16 protein-coding genes are annotated in these 20,378 nt (G+C 38.7%); 3 read left to right on the top strand and 13 right to left on the bottom strand.

The genetic code is table 11. From position 1 onward, the window contains the following. Window positions 1–274: 274 nt before the first annotated feature. The 4 genes from HMPREF3112_RS07280 to udk form a co-directional block, all read right to left on the bottom strand. Window positions 275–1,306, bottom strand: a complete 1,032-nt coding sequence (locus tag HMPREF3112_RS07280; protein WP_070438961.1) for a hypothetical protein — start codon at window positions 1,304–1,306, stop codon at window positions 275–277. 193 nt (window positions 1,307–1,499) lie between these two features. Beyond that, window positions 1,500–1,760, bottom strand: a complete 261-nt coding sequence (locus tag HMPREF3112_RS07275) for a YiaA/YiaB family inner membrane protein (RefSeq protein WP_002883990.1) — start codon at window positions 1,758–1,760, stop codon at window positions 1,500–1,502. An 89-nt stretch (window positions 1,761–1,849) separates the two neighbouring features. Continuing rightward, window positions 1,850–3,769 carry an ABC-F family ATP-binding cassette domain-containing protein gene (locus HMPREF3112_RS07270; RefSeq protein WP_070438958.1) on the bottom strand — a complete coding sequence of 640 codons (1,920 nt, stop codon included), beginning with the start codon at window positions 3,767–3,769 and terminating at the stop codon, window positions 1,850–1,852. A 36-nt stretch (window positions 3,770–3,805) separates the two neighbouring features. Next, window positions 3,806–4,441, bottom strand: coding sequence for a uridine kinase (udk, locus tag HMPREF3112_RS07265; protein ID WP_002890688.1), 636 nt, complete (start codon window positions 4,439–4,441; stop codon window positions 3,806–3,808). A gap of 91 nt (window positions 4,442–4,532) precedes the next feature. On the opposite strand from udk, the gene HMPREF3112_RS07260 reads away from it, so the two are divergent. Next, window positions 4,533–5,615, top strand: coding sequence for a DEAD/DEAH box helicase (locus HMPREF3112_RS07260; protein ID WP_070438955.1), 1,083 nt, complete (start codon window positions 4,533–4,535; stop codon window positions 5,613–5,615). Window positions 5,616–5,667: 52 nt separating this feature from the next. On the opposite strand, the gene HMPREF3112_RS07255 is transcribed toward HMPREF3112_RS07260, so the two are convergent. The 9 genes from HMPREF3112_RS07255 to acnA all read right to left on the bottom strand — a co-directional run bounded on the left by HMPREF3112_RS07255 (window position 5,668) and on the right by acnA (window position 17,505). Continuing rightward, window positions 5,668–6,831 carry an ATP-grasp domain-containing protein gene (locus HMPREF3112_RS07255; protein WP_022495748.1) on the bottom strand — a complete coding sequence of 388 codons (1,164 nt, stop codon included), beginning with the start codon at window positions 6,829–6,831 and terminating at the stop codon, window positions 5,668–5,670. Window positions 6,832–6,877: 46 nt separating this feature from the next. Continuing rightward, entirely contained in the window at window positions 6,878–7,618 is a 741-nt protein-coding gene (locus HMPREF3112_RS07250) for an esterase family protein (RefSeq protein ID WP_002884014.1), read from the bottom strand. Between the two features lie 51 nt (window positions 7,619–7,669). Then, window positions 7,670–8,497, bottom strand: a complete 828-nt coding sequence (locus tag HMPREF3112_RS07245; protein ID WP_070438952.1) for an alpha/beta hydrolase — start codon at window positions 8,495–8,497, stop codon at window positions 7,670–7,672. 114 nt (window positions 8,498–8,611) lie between these two features. Then, the gene (locus HMPREF3112_RS07240; RefSeq protein WP_070438949.1) at window positions 8,612–10,045 is read right to left on the bottom strand and encodes an NADP-dependent glyceraldehyde-3-phosphate dehydrogenase; all 1,434 of its coding nucleotides are present in this window, start codon (window positions 10,043–10,045) and stop codon (window positions 8,612–8,614) included. Window positions 10,046–10,263: 218 nt separating this feature from the next. Next, window positions 10,264–11,997 carry a phosphoenolpyruvate--protein phosphotransferase gene (ptsP, locus tag HMPREF3112_RS07235; protein WP_070438946.1) on the bottom strand — a complete coding sequence of 578 codons (1,734 nt, stop codon included), beginning with the start codon at window positions 11,995–11,997 and terminating at the stop codon, window positions 10,264–10,266. 4 nt (window positions 11,998–12,001) lie between these two features. Then, on the bottom strand, window positions 12,002–12,265 hold the full coding sequence (locus HMPREF3112_RS07230; RefSeq protein WP_002884015.1) for a phosphocarrier protein HPr: 264 nt from the start codon (window positions 12,263–12,265) through the stop codon (window positions 12,002–12,004). Window positions 12,266–12,526: 261 nt separating this feature from the next. After that, a complete protein-coding gene (gene icd / locus HMPREF3112_RS07225) occupies window positions 12,527–13,702 on the bottom strand; it encodes an NADP-dependent isocitrate dehydrogenase (RefSeq protein ID WP_070438943.1) in 1,176 nt (391 codons plus the stop codon). Between the two features lie 13 nt (window positions 13,703–13,715). Then, window positions 13,716–14,840: a citrate synthase gene (locus HMPREF3112_RS07220; RefSeq protein WP_064524704.1), complete on the bottom strand. Its 1,125-nt coding sequence runs from the start codon at window positions 14,838–14,840 to the stop codon at window positions 13,716–13,718. Window position 14,841: 1 nt separating this feature from the next. Further along, a complete protein-coding gene (acnA, locus tag HMPREF3112_RS07215) occupies window positions 14,842–17,505 on the bottom strand; it encodes an aconitate hydratase AcnA (protein ID WP_070438940.1) in 2,664 nt (887 codons plus the stop codon). A 331-nt stretch (window positions 17,506–17,836) separates the two neighbouring features. Here acnA and nrdH point away from each other — a divergent pair, with 331 nt between their 5' ends. Next, window positions 17,837–18,061 carry a glutaredoxin-like protein NrdH gene (gene nrdH / locus HMPREF3112_RS07210; RefSeq protein ID WP_004182714.1) on the top strand — a complete coding sequence of 75 codons (225 nt, stop codon included), beginning with the start codon at window positions 17,837–17,839 and terminating at the stop codon, window positions 18,059–18,061. Window positions 18,062–18,151: 90 nt separating this feature from the next. Further along, window positions 18,152–20,311, top strand: a complete 2,160-nt coding sequence (gene nrdE, locus HMPREF3112_RS07205) for a class 1b ribonucleoside-diphosphate reductase subunit alpha (protein WP_013990782.1) — start codon at window positions 18,152–18,154, stop codon at window positions 20,309–20,311. The last annotated feature ends 67 nt before the right edge of the window (window positions 20,312–20,378 follow it).

The following is a 20,378-nucleotide window of genomic DNA, read 5'->3' as shown; positions in this document are numbered from 1 at the left end:
TCAGGCTTCTTTAAATATAATCTTTTTCAGACTTCCTTTAAGTGAGTACGGACGTCAGCGACCTTCTTCGAAGTTCCATGACTAATTTTTGAGCCTAAAGTCTCAAAAATTCCGAGTGGCTGGTTCTAAAATGATTCAGCCACTTTTTTCACAATGGAAAGTCTCATCTAGCTTTATTTAATTGCTTCATGAAGAGTTTATTTGTATTTATTAAAACAATTTATAAATAACTTAATGCTAAATTATACTTTTTATCTAGTATGAGAATTGTACATCACTCAACACCTAAGTATTTTTTAGCAATTCCATAAGAATCTTCTAAATAGCTAGCTTTATTACTAATTCCATCATTTACACCTGTAAAAATTGCACCAGATTTGGGTAAACCATTGTACTTATTATATGCATGCATTGAGTAGCTACCACCTTCACCAAAATCAAACGTAAAATCAATTGCTGTATTCATATCTCCTACATAAGAAGCGGTAGTGACTACGGCATTTTCTTCATTATCATATTTTGTTATCTCAAAAATTTGATGATTTTGAGTATCTAGAATATAAAACTTTTTATAATCATAAAAATCAATTTTATACGCAATATGGTTTTTATTATAATCATCTATCTTCTGTTTTTCTCTGGCTGCATTTTCTGATGCAGCTATACTTGATGATGCACTAGCTTCTTCTGATGATTCAATTTTTTCAATTACCTTTTTATTCTGATGCAATGTTATATATTTAACTCGATTCTTTTTTCCATTTTTCAAATCAAGTCTAATTCTAGAATCATCCTTACCTTTTAGTTTAAATGACATGCTGAACTTACCATCTTCTTTTGCATCTGTACTCTGTTCATCTGAAGACGATATTTGTGTTCCCTTTTCTGTAATACCACTAACTTCAACATTGCCATTTTCATCAGCTGTAAACTCTCTATTAAGTTCCAATTTTAGAACTTTCTGATCACTATTTGAATATGTATGATAAGTTATTGTAACTTTGTCATTCTTTGAAAAAGATGCTCCTTTTTTAAAGTTCGTAGTTTTTCCTATTTGAATTTCCTCTACTTCTCCATCGAAATGTACAAATCCAAAAATAAGATCTTCATCTTTCTTAACTACAACATCTGTAAATCCGGCTTTTTTAAAATCAGTCACTAAATCATCATAATATTCTTCATCTAAATTTTTAGAAGATATAGGAGTCTTTACCTCATTTTCAACTTTTGAATCTGCATTGACATGCGCCACTCCTATCGAAAAAATTATAAGTAATGATAGAAAAGTCATACTACGTAATTTCATTATATTAAACTCCAAATTAATTTGATATCATCAGTATATTTTAAAAGAAATAAGGTGTCAACGATTTTTTAATTTTTTATTTAATTTTAATATTATACTTACTTAAGAGACTTTTGAGTTATTTGAGTAAAGTATTCATCAAATAATAAATTAAAGTTTGGCAAAAAGAAAAAGCCTTTTCAGGCTTCTCTTCTTATTGTTCGAAAGTTTGTTGTGCGATGAGTTTGTTATAGTTTTCTTCATCTTCTTGATTATCACGGACAACCTTAGATACTGTAAAGGAAGATGAAATCAAGCCAACACATCCCATGAGGTAGTAACCCTTAACCATCAAAGGCTCTTTAAGGGTATAGAGGCCTACCAACATCAAGATTACGAAGAAGGCAAATGATCCCCATGCCATCATGTTGAAAGATGTTGTGTTACGATACACTTTTTTCTTTACTTTGTTCATAAAGTTAGTCTCCTTTTATATACTAAGACCATTATACCAACAATGTAAGCCTTTCACAACTCAAAACATGAAAAGGTTCTCATCATCTCTTAACCTTCCAATTGTTCTGATAAGTCACTCCACTCTTCCATCAGAGCTTCTTGAGAAACTGATAAGTCATCGAGCTCTTTTTGCAAGTCAGACAATTCTGCCACATCATTTGTTTCAAGCATGGCAGCAGAGATTTCCTCCAAGCGTTCCTCAATCGTCTCTAGCTCATTTTCAATTTGCTCAATGCGTCGACTTAGTTTACGCATCTCTTTTTGATTGGCTTTTTGAGCTTGATAATCACTAGCTCCCGCTGAAGCTACTTGGACTTCCTCTGATACTTGATTTTCCTCTGCCTCAAGACGTGCTAACTCTTCAAGCTCCGCCTTCTTTTCAAGGTAGTAATCGTAGTCTCCAAGATAAATGGTCGCTCCATCCTCAGAAATTTCCATCACTTTGGTTGCCACTCGGTTGATAAAGTAACGGTCGTGGCTGACAAAAAGAAGCGTTCCATCAAAGTCGATGAGGGCATTTTCCAAGACTTCCTTACTATCAATGTCCAAGTGGTTGGTCGGCTCATCTAGGATGAGGAAGTTGTTGTTTTCCATTGATAATTTAGCTAGGAGCAAGCGAGCCTTCTCACCACCCGAAAGCATGGAAACCGACTTTTTGACATCATCACCTGAGAAGAGAAAGGCTCCCAGACGGTTACGAATCTCAACTTCAGGAGTTGTCGCAAAATCATTCCACAACTCATCAAGAACAGTGTTTGACGGTGTCAAGGCAGATTGGGTTTGGTCATAGTAACCCACTTCAACATTGGCACCATAAGTTGATGTTCCCTTGATAAATGGCAGTTTACCTACTACCGACTTGATAAAGGTTGTTTTTCCGATACCATTAGGTCCCACAATGGCAATGGCATCCATCTTCTTAACATCGAGAGAAATAGGCTCTGAGAGAATCTCATCGTCATAACCAATAGCAGCATCCCTAACAGTCAAAACTACATTTCCAGAGACCTTATCCGCATGGAAAGTCATATTAGCTGACTTTTGACCTTCTGTTGGCTTATCCAGACGTTCCATTTTCTCTAGCTGTTTACGACGGGCTTGAGCACGCTTAGTTGTAGAGGCACGGACAATATTACGATTAACAAAATCCTCCAGCTTAGCAATTTCCTTTTGTTGCTTTTCGAAGTTCTTTGCTTCAGTAGCCAATTTTTCAGCCTTGAGATCCATGAATTTTGAATAGTTTCCGACATAACGATCTAAACTATGTTTGGTCAAATCCAGGGTCACTGTCGCCACCTTGTCCAAAAAATAACGGTCGTGACTGACAATGATTAGAGCTCCCTGATAATTGACCAAGTAATTTTCCAACCAGGCAATGGTCTCGATATCCAAGTGGTTGGTCGGTTCGTCCAGTACCAAGAGCTCAGGCTTCTCAAGCAGCATTTTCGCCAAAGCCAGGCGCGTGTTTTGCCCTCCAGAAAGATCTGAAATAGGCATCTCCCACATGCTTTCATCAAACTTAAAACCATTGAGAATAGCTCTGATATCAGATTCATAGGTAAATCCACCTCGCTGTCTGAAATCCTCGGAAAGTCGATCGTAGTCAGTCATTAACTTGTCCAAATCAGCCCCAGTCAACTCGGCCATCTTCATTTCCATGTCACGTAGACGTTTTTCATCTGCACGTAGGTCTGCAAAGACATTTAACATTTCCGCATAGATGGTATTGCTAGACTCAAAGCGACTATCCTGAGCCAAGTAAGACAAATTCAAATCACGTTTTGTGTTGATTTCACCACTCGTCGGCGCTTCCTCTCCAACCAAGATTTTCAATAAGGTTGATTTTCCAGCACCGTTACGGCCAACCAAGGCAATACAATCGCGTTCATCTACCTGAATATTAATATTATCAAAGAGCACATCTCCTGAGAAAGAGCGCTCAATCTTGTTTCCTTGTAAAATAATCATAACGTTTCAATTATACCAAAAAAGCCAAGCTCCTGCTTAGGCTTTCTGACTTTCTTTCAAAATGCTTGCTACCTTAGTATTAATCAAGTCGATAGCAACAGTATTTGTGACACCTTCAGGAATCACCACATCTGCGTAGCGTTTCGTAGGTTCGATAAACTGGTGGTACATAGGTTTAACCACACTGATATATTGCTCAATGATACTATCCAAGCTACGGCCACGCTCTTCCATATCACGCTTGATACGACGGATAATACGAATGTCATCATCAGTATCTACAAAAAGCTTGATATCCATCAAATCACGCAAACGTTTATCCTCAAGTACCAAAATCCCTTCAACAATGAAAACATCCTGTGGCTCTTGACGATAAGTCTTTTCACTGCGTGTGTGTTGGGTGTAGTCATAAATGGGAATATCCACTGGACGCCCAGCAATCAGCTCATTGATATGTTCAATCATAAGATCTGTATCGAAGGCAAAGGGATGGTCGTAGTTCGTTGACACACGCTCTTCAAAAGTCAAATGTGACTGATCCTTATAATAAGAATCATGCTCAATCATAGCAATTTTCTCATCTGGAAAATTTGATAGAATGGCACGAGAAACACTGGTCTTACCGCCACCAGAGCCACCCGTAACCCCAATAATAATCGGTTTTTTAGGCATGGTAAATTCCTATCTAATATAGTCTTTCTTATCTATTCTACACTAAATCATGATATAATAAAAGCAAATCCATATAGAAAATGAGACTTTTATGTTTAAAAACTTTCCTGAACAATGGCAAGACCTCCTTAAAGAAAAAGGAATCACTACAGAGACTGCCATTCAAAAAGAACTCTTTGCACCAATCACTGAAGGAGATAATGTCCTAGGTATCAGTCCTACAGGAACAGGTAAGACCCTTGCCTACCTTCTCCCACTGCTCCTCACACTCAAACCAAAAAAAGCTCAGCAATTGCTTATCCTAGCACCTAATTCTGAACTTGCTGGACAGATTTTCGACGTAACCAAACAGTGGGCTGAGCCACTAGGACTCACTGCCCAACTCTTCCTTTCTGGCTCTAGTCAAAAGCGACAAATTGAACGCCTGAAGAAAGGACCGGAAATTCTCATCGGAACCCCTGGCCGTGTCTTTGAGCTGATTAAACTCAAAAAAATCAAGATGATGAACGTCAATACTATCGTCCTCGATGAATTTGATGAGCTTCTCAGTGATAGCCAATACCACTTTGTGACAAAAATCAGCCACCATGTTCCTCGTGATCATCAAATGATCTATATTTCAGCAACCAACAAAATTGACGATCAAGATCTTGTCGAAAATACTATCGTTTATGACCTGTCTAATCAGGAATTAGACACCATTAAACATTATTATATTAGTGTTGATAAACGTAACCGTGTCGAACTTCTCCGTAAGTTCTCCAATATTCCTGACTTCCGTGGCCTTGTCTTTTTCAACAGTCTTTCTGACCTTGGTGCTACTGAAGAGCGCCTCCAATTTAACGGAGCTTCAGCAGTATCATTGGCTAGTGACATCAACGTCAAATTCCGTAAGGTTATCTTGGAAAAATTCAAGAACCATGAGATTTCACTCTTACTAGGTACTGACCTCTTGGCACGAGGCATCGATATTGAAAATCTGGAAGTGGTCATCAACTTCGATATCCCTCGAGACCGTGAAGCCTACACTCACCGTGCAGGTCGTACCGGCCGTATGGGAAATGAAGGTAGCGTCATTAGCTTGGTAACTCATCCAGAAGACCTCAAAAAACTTAAAAAATTCGCTAAAGTATCAGAACTGGTTCTTAAAAACCAAGAGCTTCACGAAAAATAAGCCATTACAAAAGCACTTCAGTTTACTCTGAAGTGCTTTTAACATATACAGATTAGGCTTTTTTACCAAAATCCTCAATCATTTGTTCCATTTCCTCACGACTTGGAGTTGTCAACATATAAAGGAAGTCACCTTGCAACTCTGCAAAGGCTGCAGGCATGATTTTCTTAACTTTAAGTTGTTCACGATACTTATCAAAAAGTTCTTCTTCTGAGTAAGCATAGTGTGAGCTTGCACGACGTGAAGTAGCCAAACAGTAAAGTGGCTCAAACTGAGAAGCTGGGAATGGTTCACCAGCAACGATATCCGCATAACCCTTGTACAAATCAAACGAATGAGCATAGTTATAGACGTCGATTGTGAAACCACCTGCTGGACGGTTGTTATATTCAATAGCAATATAATCGTCACCATCACGGAAGAACTCAATATGGAAGAAACGTTCCTTCATACCAAATTCTTTGACAATTGCCTCACCATACTTACGTAACTTAGGATCCATATCCTTAAGAACGTAGTAAGAATTGTCCATCTTGTAAATCATCAAGTCAAGTGGAGTGTGGGCATAATCGAAAGTTGTTGAGAAGACAATATTACCATCATGATCAATCAAACCATCGAAAGTACAGATTTCACTTGAAGTTACAAATTTTTCAAAGAAATAAACTGTTTCATGATCCCACTCAGCCTTGAAATGATTGATATCATCTTCTGTTTCAAGTTTGAAGGTTGCAGCTGCACCAACCCCATTATCTGGCTTAGCAATCATTGGAAGACCGATTTCTTTCACAGCTTTATCCACATCTTCGTCAGTTTTAATGACAGCACCCGGCACAACTGGAACACCAGCTTTTTGGAAGAGTTTCTTCATTTCAGACTTGAATTTAGTCTTCTTAAGGTCTTCTGGCTTAGCACCAAAAACATTGAACTGTTCACGAAGTGCTGCATCCAATTCCAACCAGTATTCATTGTGAGATTCGATACGATCGATTGGACCATGTTTGTAGAAAAGAAAGGCTACTGCACGCTTAACTTCATCCAAGTTTTCTAAATTATCGACACGGAAATACTCAGTCAAAGCATCTTTCAAGGGTTGATCTAACTGCTCATAAGGCTCTTGACCAATACCAAGAACAGTGATTCCCTTATTAGCAAGTTCAACTGTAAACTGTTGGAAGTTTTGTGGATAGTATGGTGAAATAACAAGATAATTCATTAGTAATTCCTCTTTTATAGTTATTTAGATAGGATAGACAAAGAAATTATAGGTTCATATTGTCAAGGAAATAAGGCATTTGTTTACGCCACCATTCCCAATCGTGAGCGACATCATGGCCCCACTCAGAGAACCAAGCTGGAATATTCTTTTGTTCAAAGGCTTCCTTAAGTTTATAGTAAGATGGAAGACCATCTTGTTCCCAAGCCCCAAGACCTGTACATACGATGATTTCAGCTTGACGGTAGCGGTCGATAAACCAACCATCATTTTGGTTCCAGATATAATCTGATGGGGAATTTTGGTAAATAGCTTCATCCCCTCCAAACTCACCCACAAAGAAACGAGCATCGTAGACACCACTAAGGGCTACTACTTTATTGAAAACATCAGGGTGTTGCAAGAAGAAATTAAGCGCATGGTAAGCACCCATTGAACATCCTGTTGTCATCATTGGATCAAACCAACCAGTTTTGTGTTTGATAAATGGAATAGCTTCTTCAATAACATAACGTTCATAAGCTCGATGCATTTCAGCACGGTCGTGTGGATTTTTCCAATCACAGAGCCAGCTTTCACTATCCACACTTGAAAGCGTAAAGAATTGTACGCGTCCTTCTTCAATAAAACGTGCACAAGCATCAATCATACCAAAATCATAATATTCATTATGGCTACCACCTGATGAAGCAAAAACCACAACAGGGATACCAGCGTGCCCGTAACGGTTAACATACATTTCACGGTTAAGTTGACCACTCCAGTGGCTAAGATGTTCGATATTCATATTTTTATTCCTTTTCCTAAATTATTTTTTTAATAGCTTTGTTAATATAGACTAGTCCCACTTCTCAGCGAAAAAGCGAAGACAGTCTGGTAAATTCTCAGCCCAAGCCTCTTCATTATGCTCAGCACCAGATTGAATGTGAATCTTGATATTCTCCAAATCAACCCCACGAGCTATCAAATCATGGTAATAGCTCAAGGAAGAGTCTATATAAGCCTGCTTAATATTACCAGCCATCAGTGTCTTGTCAGTATCATCAGCTTCCTCAGTCCCTACATAAATGTAAACACGTTGGTCATCATCCAATTTTTGACGTGACATGTAACGATCAAAGGCATCTTGGTGTAACCAGTTGGCTGAAGAAAAGACCCCTAGACAACCAATCTGTTCCTTATAATCAAGCCCCATAAACTGAGTAATATTCCCACCAAGGGAAGATCCAATCATGGCTGTGTGTTGACGGTCTGAGAGGGTACGGTACTCCTTGTCAATAAAGGGTTTAACCACATCCATGACAAACTCCGCATACTCTACACCCTTGCCTCCAAATTGAACACCAGGTAAATTAGACTCTTGGTATTTCCAGGCAGAATATTCATTCATACGTCCTGGACCATCATTATCAATAGCAACAACAATCATACGTGAAATATCAGGATTACGTTTGATTGTTGGGATAATTTTCCAAGAATAACCAGAAAAAGATTCCTTACTATAAAGAACATTCTGGCCATCATGGAAATAAACAACTGGATAAGAACGATCTGTATCCGTTTCGTAATTCTTAGGTAGAAGCACACGTACTCGACGAAGTTTACCAGTATAAGGTACCTCTAATTCATGTGTCTTCATTACCAGATAAAAGTAAGATTTATTCATTGTCAGAAAACTCTCTATATTCAAAATATGATTCTATTATACCATATTTTAAAAGAAAAAGAGCCCTATTATCAGGACCCTTTACACTTTTTTAGTTATAAATCAATTCAACGCTTAGTAGTTCGCGATATCAAATACTGTTGATTTCACACGAGTCATAGCTTCGATAGAGTATTTCACACCTTGAGTTCCGGCACCAGATCCTTTAACACCAAGGAATGGGAAGTTATCTGTACCACGTTGTGTTTTGTTGTTGATGTGAACTGTACCAACTTCAAGTTGTTCAGCAATTGCAAATGCACGTGGGTAGTCTTGTGTGAAGACAGCACCTTGAAGTCCGAATTCAGATTCGTTAGAAATCTTGATTGCTTCTTCAACTGAAGATACACGGATGAATGGCAATACTGGACCAAATGGTTCTTCCCAAGCAAGACGCATGTCAGTTGTTACATGGTCAAAGACTGCTGGGTAGATAAGGTTTCCTTCACGTTTCAATTCAGTCTTAGCAGTCGCACCTTGCTCAACAGCATCATCAATCAAACCTTGAACGAAGTCAGCTGCTTTTGTATCGATAAGTGGTGTAACGCTTGCGCTTTCTTCAGGCATACCAACAGTAATATTACCTACCAAAGCAGTTACTTTTTCTACCAATTCATCAGCAACACTGTCCATTACAAGAACACGTTTGATAGCTGTACAACGTTGACCTGAGTAGTCAAAGGCACCAGCTACGATATTTTTAGCAGTCAAATCAAGGTCAGCATCTTCAAGAACGATAGCGGCATCTTTACCACCAAGTTCAAGCATGATTGGGCGCATACCAGCCAAACGACCGATATTTTCACCGACTGGTGTTGAACCTGTAAAGTTGATAAAGTCAACAGCTTTGTGTTCAACAATGTAGTCACCGATAACTGAACCACGACCTGTAATAGAGTTCAAGACACCAGCAGGGATACCAGCTTCAACAAATGCTTCAACCAAAAGAAGACCTGAGATAGAACCTTGTGTTGGTGGTTTGAAGGCAACAACGTCACCAGCAATCAAGGCAGGAGCAATTTTAGAACCAGCCAAGTTTACTGGGTAGTTAAATGGTGAGATAGCGAGGACAAGACCAACTGGTTCGCGACGAACAACAGCGATTTTTTTCTTGCTACCAGCGTCAAATGCACCACCTTCAAGTACTTCACCTTCCAAACGCAAACCTTCTTCAGCTGCATAGTGGATGATTTCAGCAGTACGAACAACTTCACCGATTGCAGATTTCAAACCTTTAGAGATTTCTTTAGAAAGAACTTGACCGATTTTTTCTGCATCACGTTCCAAGATATCTGCTGCTTTATGAAGGTAAGCTGCACGTTCAGCATATGAAAGCGCGCGCCATGCTGGAAGTGCTGCTTTAGCTGCTGCGTAGACTTCGTCTACTTCAGCTTGGCTCATCGCTGGAACTGATCCAAGTTCCTCACCGTTTGCAGGTGCGTAGATAGTAATTTCGTTTTCAGATGTTTTCCACTCACCATTGACATAGTTTTTGTATTGTTTAGCCAAGATAGTAACTCCTTTTATCTATTATAAGTCCTATTTTATCATTTTTTTAGAAATAATCCAAGATTTAAACGAGAATTATTCAGAAAATTTTGACAAAAAATAGTTTTAATTATTAACCTAGGTTAGCCGTATTCTACTCCTAACCAAAGAATGAGTCAATTATTTTGTCTCTGTTTAGCTATAAAAAAAGTGAAAGCCTAAGCCTCCACTTTTTATGATTAGTCTACGTTAACGTATTCTTTTGAAAGTTCAAGAACTTCTTCCATTGTTGAACATTCAGTAAGCGCACGGTTAGCGTATTCTTCCATTTTAGCTGTGTCAAGTTTCTTCATCAAGCTACGTGTACGAAGAACAGATGTCGCTGACATTGAGAACTCATCCAAGCCCATTCCGACAAGAAGTGGAACAGCAGTTTGGTCACCGGCCATTTCACCACACATACCAGCCCATTTACCTTCAGCATGAGCCGCTTTGATAACATTGTTAATCAAACGAAGGATTGATGGGTTATATGGTTGGTAAAGGTATGAAACTTGTTCGTTCATACGGTCAGCAGCCATAGTGTATTGGATAAGGTCGTTTGTACCAATTGAGAAGAAATCAACTTCTTTAGCAAATTGGTCAGCAAGCATAGCTGCAGCAGGGATTTCAATCATGATACCTACTTCGATATCATCTGCAACGGCAACACCCTCAGCAACCAATTTAGCTTTTTCTTCTTCAAGAATACCTTTAGCAGTACGGAACTCAGTCAACAAAGCAACCATTGGGAACATGATACGCAATTTACCGTGAACAGATGCACGAAGCAATGCACGTAATTGTGTACGGAACATTTGTTTACCAGTTTCAGAGATAGAAATACGCAAAGCACGGAAACCTAAGAATGGGTTCATTTCTTTAGGAAGGTCGAAGTAAGGAAGTTCTTTATCCCCACCGATATCCATTGTACGAACGACAACAGGTTTACCGTTCATACCTTCAAGAACTGCTTTGTATGCTTCATATTGGTCATCTTCAGTTGGGAAGTCTTGAGAATCCATATACAAGAATTCCGTACGATAAAGACCAACTGCTTCTGCACCGTTATCATTTACACCTTCAACGTCTTTAGGTGTACCGATGTTAGCAGCCAATTCGAAATGTTTTCCATCAGCAGTAACTGTTTGAGCATCTTTAAGGAGAGCCCATTCAGCTTTTTGTTTAGCGTAAGCTTCACCAGCTGCTTTAAACTCAGCAATTTGCTCTTCAGTTGGGTTGATAACAACTTCACCAGTAATACCTGAAACCGCCAAAATGTCGCCATCTTTGACAAGTTCTGTGATGTTATTTGTACCAAGAACGGCTGCGATTTCAAGTGTACGAGCCATGATTGCAGAGTGACTTGTACGTCCACCGATATTAGTAACAAAAGCTTTTACGTACTTTTTGTTCAACTGAGCTGTATCAGATGGTGTCAAGTCATGAGCAACAACGATTGATTCTTCGTTGATTGTTGCTGGGTTAGGCAATTTTTTACCAAGCAAGTTAGCAAGCACACGTTTTGTAACGTCACGAATATCCGCTGCACGTTCTTGCATGTATGGGTTGTCTTCCATACCTTCAAAAATAGCGATAAACATGTCTGTTACTTCTGTCAAAGCAGCTTCAGCATTAACTTGTTTAGCACGGATAGTTTCTTTAATTTGACCAGTCATTTCTGGGTCAGCAAGAACCATCAAGTGAGCATCAAAAACGGCTGCCGCTTCTTCACCAAGGCTTTCAACTGCTTTTTCACGGATAACAGAAAGCTCGTCTTGTGACGCCGCTAGAGCAGCATCTAGACGAGCCTCTTCTGCACTTGTATCTTCAACTGTTACAGTTTCAAATGACAAGTCCGGTTGAACAAGCAGATATGCCTTAGCAACTGCAACACCATCAGATGCTGCGATTCCTTTAAGCATTTCTGTCATATTCTTATGCCAATCCTTCTTTTGTCATTGTTTCTGCGATTGCTGCGATTGCGTCATCAGCATCAGCACCTTCTGCAGAGATAGTTACGTCAGCACCTTGACCAACACCAAGGCTCATAACACCCATGATAGATTTAAGGTTAACTGCTTTACCTTTGTAGTCAAGAGTGATATCTGAAGCAAATTTGCTAGCTGTTTGAACAAGCAAAGTAGCTGGACGTGCGTGGATACCTGTTTCTGCAACAATGTGGAAATCTTTAGAAGCCATAATGGATTCTCCTTCTTCATTTGGAATATTTGAGTTATCAATGATAACCCTTACAATTTAGAATTATAACATAGCTAATTGAGATTAGCAAGGTTAAAACGTACTTTCTACAAGTTTTTCGAAAGCTTGTCTCTCATTTTACTGGTCATTTTCATTTTTCAAAACATAAGCAAATACTAGTCTCTAGTTATTTACAACATTTTCAGAAAATTTCTTTCACGGTGTTTTCAATCGTTAATTTTCATTTTCGAGCAAAAACAATCACATAATTGAAAGAATTTGATTGCTAAAGGCACTCGTTGAATAAGCTTGTTTCCCAAATGCTAAGTCAGATGTAAAGATATCAGCTTTAAATGTCTTCTCAATAGCACTTGTAATCAGTTGAGCTGCCTCAGTCCAACCAATATAATCTAGAAGCATGCAGCCAGATAATAAAACTGAGCAAGGATTAGCTTTATCTTGATCCGCGATATCCGGAGCTGTTCCATGTGTTGCTTCAAAAATTGCATGACCTGTTTGATAGTTAATGTTGGCTCCAGGGGAGATGCCGATACCACCAACTTGTGCAGCCAAGGCATCACTGGCATAATCACCATTCAAGTTGGTTAAGGCAACAACATCAAATTTTTCTGGATTTAAAAGAATCTGTTGTAAAAAGTTATCCGCGATTATATCATTAATCTCTAAACGACCATCCAGCAATTCTTCTTTATAGTCTTCCTGAGCCACTTCATAACCCCATTTACGGAAGCCACCTTCTGTGAATTTTTGAATATTTCCTTTATGAACCAATGTCACTTTCTTTAGATTGTTCTTGAGAGCATAGTCGATAGCAGAGCGAATGAGACGTTTACTTCCTTCTATTGAAATTGGCTTGATTCCGATACTACTTGATTCTGGGAAGCGAATTTTATTAACATTCATTTCTGTCTGGAGAAACTCTATCACGCGCTTGACATCTGCCGTTCCTGCTTCCCATTCAATCCCCGCATAAATATCTTCGGTATTTTCACGGAAGATAGTAATATTTGTTTTTTCTGGTTCCTTAAGTGGACTTGCTACTCCGTCAAAGTAACGAACAGGTCTAACACAAGCGTAGAGATCAAGTTCTTGACGTAAAGCTACATTTAAAGAACGAATACCACCACCTACTGGCGTCTCAAGCGGTCCCTTAATAGCTACTAAACTTTCTCGAATAGCCTCCAAAGTCTCTTTCGGCAACCATTCACCAGTTTTGTCATAAGCCTTTTTACCGGCTAGAAGCTCTTGCCACTCAATATGACGCTTTCCTTCATAGGCTACTTCTACTGCTTTGTCAAAGATTGCTTGGGCATTCTTCCAGATATCATGTCCAACACCATCCCCTTCAATAAAAGGGATAATTGGACGATCAGAAACTTGAAGCTGTCCATTTTTCATTACGATTTTTTCTGCCATATAGCTTTCCTCCCTAGCGTTTTTCTAAAGGAATATACGTCATATTTTCTTGTCCGATGTACTGCGAGCGTGGACGAATCAATTTATTATTTTTTTGCTGCTCTTGAATATGAGCAATCCAGCCGGCAACACGACTCATTGCAAAGATAAGTGTGAAGATATCGCTGTCAATTCCTAGAGTATGGTATACGGTGGCTGAATAGAAGTCTACATTGGGAATTAATCCCTTCTTATCTTTCATGAACTCTTCAATTTCTTGAGACATATTAAAGAATTCTTCATTCTCGGTACCCTCTGTCAACTTTTTAGCCATATCTCTTAAGAAAATTTCACGAGGATCCTGTTTCTTGTATACACGGTGCCCAAATCCCATGATTTTCTCTTTAGAGTCAAGTTTTTCCTGCAAGTAAGCATAAACATCACCTGATTCGCGGATTTCTTTAAGCATATCAAAGACGCGTTCATTAGCCCCACCATGCAGAGGGCCTTTTAGAGCACCAATAGCTGTTGTAACACAAGAATAAATATCTGTCAGAGTCGAAGCACAAACACGCGCTGCAAAAGTTGAAGCATTCAACTCATGATCAGCATGTAGAATTAAGGCCTTATTCATAGCCTCAACTTCAATTTCAGAAGGTTCAACACCATTCAGCATGTAAAGAAAATTAGCAGCAAAACCTAAATCTTCTCTTGGTTTGAGGGGCATTTTACCAGTGCGTAAGCGTGCAAAAGTCGTAATAATTGTTGGCAATTTAGCCATCAATTCAATACTTTGCTGATAAATTGCCTCCATGGATCTTTCCTCGGCGTCCACATTGTAAACCCCAAGAAGGGAGACTGTTGAACGTAAAACACTCATTGGGTGCAAATGTGGACGAGATTGGATAAGAATGCATTGCTCTACAGCATCAGAAATATCATAGTTCTTACGCAACTCAGCTTCAAAGTACTTAAGTTCCATTTGCGTAGGAAGATGACCATTCCACAAGAGATAAATCACTTCCTCAAAAGACGCTTTATTTTCCATAAACTCGGAAATATCATATCCCGAATACGATAAATGATCATCGATAATAGATGAAATCCTAGTATTACAGGCAATCATATCCTTAAGTCCATTAATTTCAACTGTTGTCATATTAGGCTCCCTTCAATTTTTTTCTTACAACCATTGGCAAGATACCACCATTTTTATAGTAGCGAATATCAGCATCTGCATCAAAGCGTACCAAGGCTTTAAAGGTTTTGGTTTGTTCAGGTGTTGAAGCTGTAACAGTGATAACATCATGGACACCTGGATTTTCTGAAAGGTCAAAGCTAAAGGTCTCCTGTCCTGTCAATCCAAGACTTTCAGCATTTTCTCCTTCCATAAATTGGACTGGTAAAATCCCCATCATAACGAGATTTGAACGGTGAATACGCTCAAAACTCTCAGCAAGCACTACTTTTACACCAAGAAGATTAGCACCTTTAGCCGCCCAGTCACGACTTGAGCCCATACCATAATCCTTACCGGCAATTACAATCGTATCTTGATTAGCTTCTTTATATTTCATAGCAGCATCATATATAGGTAGAATGTCACCATCATATTTAGTATATCCACCAATTTTTCCATCTGCTAGCTCATTCTTGATACGAATATTAGCAAAGGTTCCTCGCATCATGACTTCATGATTACCACGACGGCTACCATAAGAATTGAATTCTTGATAATCAACACCATTCTCAGTCAAATAACGAGCTGCTGGACTATTTCTGGCAATATTTCCCGCTGGAGAAATATGGTCTGTTGTTACCGTATCTCCGAATTTAGCCAAAACCTTCAAATCTTTCAATGGTTTAACGCTCAAATCATCTCCTAAAGCATCAAAGTAAGGTGGGTTTTGAATATAGGTAGAGTTTTGATTCCATTTATAATTTTGACTTTGTTCAGTAGGAATAGCATTCCACTTCTCACTATCAGAAAAGACACTGGCATATTCATCTTGGAAGAGTTGACGGGTGACGTATTTATCAACATAAGTCTCAATTTCTTCACGAGATGGCATAATTTCCTCTAAATAAACAGCTTGACCATTATCATCAAAGCCTAAAGGTTCAGTTGTCAAATCAATATTCGTGTTACCTGCCAAGGCATAAGCAACAACCAATGGTGGGCTAGCCAAGAAATTTGCTTTAACAAGTGGATTAATACGCCCTTCAAAATTACGATTTCCTGACAAAACGGCACTCGCTAATAAATCAGTTTCTACAATAGCCTTAGCCACCTCAGGACGTAAGTCTCCTGAGTTCCCAATACAGGTTGTACAACCGTAACCTACCAAGTTAAAGCCAAGCTTATCTAGATAGGTTTGTAAGCCTGAAGCTTTGAGATAACCAGTAACAACCTTAGAACCGGGTGCCAAAGATGTCTTCACTGTTGGAGAGACTTTTAATCCTTTCTCAACCGCTTTTTTAGCTAAAAGACCGGCTGCCATAAGAACGTAAGGATTTGAAGTATTGGTACATGATGTGATAGCTGCAATGGCCACATGACCTGTTTGAATTGTTTCTGAATGATCCTCAAAGTCAACGTTTGCAGTTTTTACTAACTCTTCCTTATCCAAACCGAAACCACGGACACCTGCTTCTCGTACCACTGCATCCTGGAATTCTTGCTTAGCATCTGATAAGAGAATCAAATCTTGTGGACGTTTAGGACCTGAGATAGAAGGTTTAATAGATGACAAATCGATTTCAACAATCTTAGTATACTTGGCTTCTTTACTTGGATCATAGAAAAGATGATTGGCTTTTGTATAGGCTTCAGTGACTTGGATATGATCCTCATCACGGTTAGTTAAACGCATGTAGTTAAGAGTCTCGTCATCAATAGGAAAATAACCACAGGTCGCACCATATTCTGGTGCCATATTAGCGACTGTGGCACGGTCAGCTAGAGACAAACTCTTCAAGCCAGGTCCAAAGTACTCAACAAATTTACCAACCACATTTTCAGAACGAAGCACCTGAGTAATCTTGAGAGCCAAATCTGTTGCCGTTGCAATTTTAGGCAACTCTCCTGTCAAATGTACACCAATAACCTCTGGAATTGGAAAATAAGATGCTTCACCGAGCATCGCTGCTTCAGCTTCAATTCCGCCAACGCCCCAACCAAGGACGCCAATACCATTAATCATAGTCGTGTGACTATCTGTACCAAACATAGAGTCAGGATATAGGAGCCCATCATTTTCAATAATGACATCACTCAAAAATTCAATATTAACCTGGTGAATAATACCTGTAGCTGGTGGAACCGCACGATAATTTTCAAAAGACTTTTCAGCCCACTTAAGAAATTCATAGCGCTCGTTATTACGTTTAAACTCTAGATTGATATTATCTTCAAGAGCAGTATCACATCCGTATGAATCCACTTGGACAGAGTGGTCGATGACCAAATCTACTGGAATCTCGGGATTAATAAATTCGGCTTTACCACCATTAGCCACTATAGCATCACGCATTGAAGCTAAATCAACAACAACAGGAACTCCTGTAAAATCTTGTAAGATAACACGACTTGGTTTAAAAGGCACTTCAGAAATTGTTGGAAAATTCGGAAATTTCATTAGATCAGAAATGTGAGATTCCTTAACATCGACGCCATCTTTTTTTCGGAGGAGACTTTCAAGTAGTATTCGAATGGTATAAGGTAGTTCTCCAACCTTAACATCATGAGATTTTGCTGCTTTTTCAAGATCATAGAAAGAGAATGTCTTACCATTTACAGTTAGATTTGAACAGTATTCTTGCATACTTGAACCTCCATTAGTTAAAAATTTTCTTTATTCTACACTGTTTTTTTTGAAAAAACAAATAGAATTGGCATTTTGATGTTATATTATATAACATACGTGGTGAGATATTTCTTTTTTAGCCATTTTCATAAACAAATTCTATTTAATTTAGAGAACCTAAAAAAGCCTTTGAAACACAAGATATAGGGTTGTGTTTCAATACTAAACACAAAATATTGTATTTTGTCGGTTCAACCTCTTGATTTTTCCCAATATTTTGGGTATTCTATTAAAGTTAAAAAGTGGCTCTCTTGGCCACTTAAAATCTTTTTATAAAGGAGTATTTGCAATGGCAAAGATTACATTATTTTCTAAAAACAACTGCATGCAGTGTAAAATGACTAAAAAATTCTTGGAAAAGGAAGGTGCTGATTTCGAAGAAATCAACATTGATGAACAACCAGAAAAAATCGATTACGTAAAAAGTCTTGGTTTCACTGCTGCTCCAGTTATTGAAGCAGGCGATATCGTCTTTTCAGGTTTTCAACCGACTAAACTTAAAGAAATCCTTTAATTATCAAGTTTTTAAATAGAAAGGAACTTGTTTGCTTAGTTTAATATTTTAACCTTAATATACTATTAAACTGAGCCTGGTATCTGTATTATGTCTTTAAAAAATCTTGGCGATGTCTCATACTTCCGCCTCAACAACGAAATTAACCGTCCTGTTAACGGTCAAATTCCTTTGCATAAGGACAAAGAAGCACTTCGTGCCTTCTTCCTTGAAAACGTTAAGCCAAATTCAATGGCATTCAACAGCATCACAGATAAAATTAATTATTTGATTGAGAACGATTATATTGAGTCTGAATTCATCGGTAAATACGAACCTGCTTTCATCGAAAAATTGTCTGCAGAAATTCATTCTCAAAAATTCCGCTTCCAATCTTTCATGGCAGCCTACAAGTTCTACCAACAATATGCCCTCAAAACAAACGATGGCGAGTCTTACCTCGAAAGTATTGAAGATCGTGTTCTATTCAACGCCCTTTACTTTGCTGATGGTGATGAAAACCTAGCTAGTGACCTTGCCAACGAAATGATTCACCAACGTTACCAACCTGCTACTCCTTCATTTCTAAATGCTGGACGTAGCCGTCGTGGTGAGCTCGTGTCATGTTTCCTTATTCAAGTAACGGATGACATGAATTCTATCGGACGTTCTATCAACTCTGCCCTCCAGTTATCACGTATTGGTGGTGGGGTAGGTATTAGCTTGTCTAACCTTCGTGAAGCTGGTGCTCCTATCAAAGGATATGCTGGGGCAGCCTCTGGTGTCGTGCCTGTTATGAAGCTTTTCGAAGATAGCTTCTCTTACTCAAACCAACTTGGCCAACGTCAAGGTGCTGGTGTTGTTTATTTGGATGTTTTCCACCCAGACATCCTTGCCTTCCTTTCTACTAAGAAAGAGAATGCTGATGAGAAGGTGCGTGTTAAGACACTGTCACTTGGTGTTACAGTTCCAGATAAATTCTACGAGTTGGCACGTAATAATGAAGATATGTACCTCTTCAGTCCTTACTCAGTCGAAAAAGAGTACGGTAAACCATATAACTACATTGATATTACAGCTATGTACGATGAGTTGGTTGCCAATCCAAATATCACAAAAACCAAGATTAATGCCCGTGAGCTAGAAACTGAAATTTCTAAACTCCAACAAGAATCAGGTTATCCATATATCGTCAATGTTGATACAGCCAATCGACACAATCCAATCGATGGTAAGATTATCATGTCCAACCTCTGTTCTGAAATTCTTCAAGTTCAAACACCAAGTGAACTTAACGATGCACAAGAGTTTGTTAAACTCGGTACAGACATTTCATGTAACCTTGGATCAACTAATATCCTTAACATGATGACTTCACCTGACTTTGGTCGTTCGATTAGAGCAATGACACGTGCGCTTACCTTTGTTACAGATAGCTCAAGTATTGACGCTGTACCATCTATCAAAAATGGTAACCAACAAGCTCATACCTTTGGTTTGGGAGCTATGGGGCTTCACTCTTACCTCGCTAAACACCATATCGAGTATGGTAGCCCTGAATCTGTTGAATTCACTAATATCTACTTCATGCTTATGAACTACTGGACTTTAGTTGAATCTAACAACATTGCCCGTGAACGTCAAGAAACCTTTGTCGGTTTTGAAAAATCAAAATATGCTGATGGTTCTTACTTTGACAAATACGTTACAGGCCAATACGTTCCTAAATCTGATCGTATAAAAGAACTTTTCGATGGCCACTTCATCCCACAAGCCAAAGATTGGGAAGAACTCCGTGAACTCGTTAAGAAAGATGGACTCTACCATCAAAACCGTTTGGCTGTTGCGCCAAATGGATCAATCTCTTACATTAACGACTGTTCGGCTTCTATCCATCCAATCACACAACGTATTGAAGAACGTCAAGAAAAGAAAATCGGAAAAATCTATTATCCAGCCAACGGTCTTTCAACAGACACAATTCCTTTCTACACTTCAGCCTACGACATGGACATGCGTAAAGTTATCGACGTTTATGCCGCTGCGACTGAACACGTTGATCAAGGTTTGTCATTAACCCTGTTCTTGCGTAGTGAGTTACCAAAAGAAATTTACGAATGGAAAACAGAAAATAAACAAACGACTCGTGACCTTTCTATCCTTCGTAACTACGCCTTTAACAAGGGAATTAAATCAATCTACTACATCCGTACTTATACAGATGACGGTGAAGAGGTTGGTTCTAACCAATGTGAAAGCTGTGTCATCTAAGATAGTGATTTAACGGTAACACCTTCACTAGTCTTATTTACAAAATGCATTAAAAGGTCGGTTCGCC

The organism is Streptococcus sp. HMSC10E12 (assembly GCF_001807855.1).
Lineage (GTDB): Bacteria > Bacillota > Bacilli > Lactobacillales > Streptococcaceae > Streptococcus > Streptococcus salivarius.
Note: the sequence above shows the minus strand (reverse complement) of the source record. Positions and strands in the feature narration are given on the sequence as shown.